4 protein-coding genes are annotated in these 3,049 nt (G+C 60.9%); 2 read left to right on the top strand and 2 right to left on the bottom strand.

Annotated features, from left to right (window positions below; all coding sequences use genetic code 11):
* Nucleotides 1–218: 218 nt before the first annotated feature.
* Complete coding sequence (locus AC13DE_RS01845) at nt 219–1,103, top strand: DUF1403 family protein (RefSeq protein WP_483046852.1); 885 nt, start codon at nt 219–221, stop codon at nt 1,101–1,103.
* A 2-nt stretch (nt 1,104–1,105) separates the two neighbouring features.
* Entirely contained in the window at nt 1,106–1,702 is a 597-nt protein-coding gene (scpB, locus tag AC13DE_RS01840; RefSeq protein WP_483046851.1) for an SMC-Scp complex subunit ScpB, read from the top strand.
* Between the two features lie 95 nt (nt 1,703–1,797).
* Here scpB and AC13DE_RS01835 read toward each other — a convergent pair whose 3' ends face one another.
* A complete protein-coding gene (locus tag AC13DE_RS01835) occupies nt 1,798–2,637 on the bottom strand; it encodes a hypothetical protein (RefSeq protein ID WP_483046850.1) in 840 nt (279 codons plus the stop codon).
* A gap of 13 nt (nt 2,638–2,650) precedes the next feature.
* Nucleotides 2,651–2,887, bottom strand: coding sequence for a hypothetical protein (locus AC13DE_RS01830; protein WP_483046849.1), 237 nt, complete (start codon nt 2,885–2,887; stop codon nt 2,651–2,653).
* Nucleotides 2,888–3,049 lie beyond the last annotated feature (162 nt).

Genomic DNA, 3,049 nt, shown 5'->3' with positions numbered 1-3,049 from the left:
CAGAATCTCATGAACCCCAGTCGGTTATTCAGGGAAGTGCTTGAATCTCATGAATTCCGGCTTTCCGACAGAATCCGGCGATGATACTGAACTGCTTCGCAGTATATTTTTTTGCGTCCGATAATGCAAACTTATTGGACATAGTGACAAGCCGCAGGGAGGGGCGGTTAGGCCGCTATTTTCTGGCAGAAAGCGCCGCGTAAGTGTAGGCTTTGGGCATGACATTTGCCCGCCCGGATCACACCAGCGACTTCGACACGTTACCCCGGATGCCCGGGTGGGTCACATCCGCGCGTGCTGAAGCCCTTGAAGATGTTGCGTTTTTGTCGGGCGCGGCGCTGAACCACCTGCATGTTGTGCTCGGACGCGCGGAGGTGCCCCAAGCCTTGTTGCGGGACCGGCTCGCGCTGCGCGCGGCCGAGGCTTGCGTCGCGTTCTCTGGACGGTCGGAGCGGACAGGGGAGCTGCGCGATGCTGTGCACCTGTTACGGCCCGGCGATCTTCCCGGACCAGCGGGCGAAACCTGCCTGGCCTGGCGTCGTGCGGTGGAGCGGCCGGTGTCGATCAAGGCTTTGGGCCGAGCCTTAGCTGCTTTCGAGCCGAGCCAGATTGCCGCGTGGGTTGATGCCGGGAAAGGGGCGTCGATGACCTGTGCCCCGATGGCGCTGGAAGCCGTTCTGCGCGAAGCACCGCGCGCACACATAGCAGGACTGATCCTCGCGGATGCGGCCCTCGCTCAGGCGCTCGGCCGGGATTATCTCGTGCCATTGCTGGCCCTAGGCCTGAAACGCGCGGACCTGCGCAAGCAGGGCAAGGACTTGCTGCTCGCCTGCCATCGCGCGCTTATCGCCTCAGCGGTCGAGGCCGTGCGTCTCGCCGCAGACCTCGCGCGTCGGGCGGCGTATCTGAGCGCGGTCGCGCCCAAGCTGCGGGCCAAGGGCGCGGGCAACGCGGTCGAGATGTTCCTGACCCGCGATGCGGTTGCGCCCTCGGCGCTTCCCCTGCCGGATCGAGCTGCGCGGCGGATTTGCGACCGGCTGGTCGACCTCGGCGCGGTGCGCGAACTGACCGGGCGCGACACCTTCCGGCTCTACGGGCTGTAGCGATGGCGAAGGATCGCTCTGACCCCGAACTGGATCGCGAGCTGCCCGACCTGCCATCCGAGCTGCGCTGGCGGGAATGGATGCGCCGGATCGAGGCGGTCCTCTTTGCCTCGGCCGCGCCGGTGCCGCGTGACGACATGGCGCGCGTGGTGGGGCAGGGGGCGTCGGTCGACCTGCTTGTCGAGGACCTTGCCGCCGATCTGGAGGGACGGGCCTTCGAGATTGTACAAGTCGCCGGTGGCTGGATGTTCCGGACGCGGGTTACCTATGCACCTGCGATCCGCGCCGCGGCGGATGTCGAGGATCAGCTACTCGACCTGAGCGAATTCGACGTCGCGGTTCTCGCTGCCATCGCCTACCATCAGCCGATCACGCGCGATGGGCTGATGGATATATTTGGCAAGGAGATCAGCCGTGATCTGATCGGGCGGCTGCATGCGCGCGACTTGATCGGGACTGGGCCACGATCGCCACGCCGCGGTGCGCCCTACACCTTTGTGACGACCGAGCAGTTCCTTGTTGCATTTGATCTGGCGACTCTCGCGGATCTGCCAGAGCGGGAGCAGTTGGAGGACGCAGGTCTGGATGGCGGGTCATAGGAATGGTGGCGGGCTGGCTATCCCCGTATTGGCTAAACGGTGAGGCATGTCGTGGACATTTCGTGACGCTCCCAATCGTGACTTGTTGAGACAGCTCAGGCTTCGATCCTGAGCCCTCTGAACAGAGCTTCCCAAGGGTCGCCATCCTCGGTCATCGCGCCCGGTTCCAGGTTTGCCATGTTCTCGTCGATGACTCCGTTGTGGTAGTTCTTGAGCCAGCTGTACTTGCGCCGCACCGTCGCGTTGGGACTGTCGGCGAGGCCGCTCTCCACCAATGTTTTGTGCCTACCCAGAAACTCGATCCAGCCGGCGTATTCGCCGTCGAGCTCGCTGAGACTGGCGCGAAGATAGTCTACGTAGTGGAGGCCTGACTCGTCCTGGCGCAGGAGGTTGTTCAGGTGATGCTCTTCATTTTCATAGGAATGTCCTTCCCGCCAGAGCGTTTGGTCCTGCCGGTGGCGTTCGATGACATCTTCATGGATCGCAATGCGTGGGAAGATGACCTCGCCTTCTTCCATGAAATATGCCTGAACGAGGGCAGGCCCAAACACCGGACCACTGAAGTCGATGCCGAGATGCATGGGGCCGATCGTCATCGCGCCGCGCACCAATATGCCATTTGCCACGCATTCGATCTGGATGTGCAGCAGATCGATGAGTTCCCAGACCAAGGGGCCGGCCTGGCACTGAGTTTCAATGGTCCTGGTTCTGACGATCGCGTCAGACACGATCTCTGCATGGACTTCGCTGATCATCCGCATCTCGTCGGAGCGGGTGGGCGGCGTGGCATCCCCTTCGGACACCCTACGAAACATCGAAAGAAAGTGCCTGATCTCTGCACCGCTTCGCGTGTGCAGGAGATTCCTGAAACCGAGGACATCAAAAAAGGTCACAAGGCATTCTTCGTAGTCGGGGTCGTTCTCGAAATCAGTCATCTCTGGTCCATCTTCAGCCGAGGAGCTTCTCGAGCTCTTCCCCTTGGGCGGCATGCTTCTTGGGGTTTTCTGCTTTCAGCTTGTTCACGTTGATGAGCTTCCATCGGACCGCTGGAAGCTCGGCCGCTTGAGGGCGGTCGATCGCGTCGAAGTCAGGATCGCCGTCATGCAGGGTTCTCAGAAACCTCTTCGCGCCCTCATCCAAGCGGGATTGGATATCACCGATCAGGCGGTCGCGCGTTGAGACCAATTCCGCAAGGTCGACCGCTCCTGTCGCGTAGCCCTTAATTGTGAGATGAGAAATTCAATGAATTCAACGACTGTGTTTTGCCCTTAAATATGAGATTTTGCCTTTAATTCCGATATTTTTGCCCTTAAACCTGAGACAGGGTTCACAGGCTTGTGCGGCAGA

It is taken from the genome of Sulfitobacter sp. L-8 (assembly GCF_056859255.1).
The sequence above is the reverse complement of the archived record's forward strand: the minus strand, read 5'-3'. Positions and strand labels throughout refer to the sequence as shown.

Coding starts and splice junctions, on each gene's coding strand:
- AC13DE_RS01835 (WP_483046850.1), bottom strand. CDS start 2,637: ATGACTGATTTCGAGAACGACCCCGACTACGAAGAATGCCTTGTGACC.
- scpB (WP_483046851.1), top strand. CDS start 1,106: ATGGCGAAGGATCGCTCTGACCCCGAACTGGATCGCGAGCTGCCCGAC.
- AC13DE_RS01845 (WP_483046852.1), top strand. CDS start 219: ATGACATTTGCCCGCCCGGATCACACCAGCGACTTCGACACGTTACCC.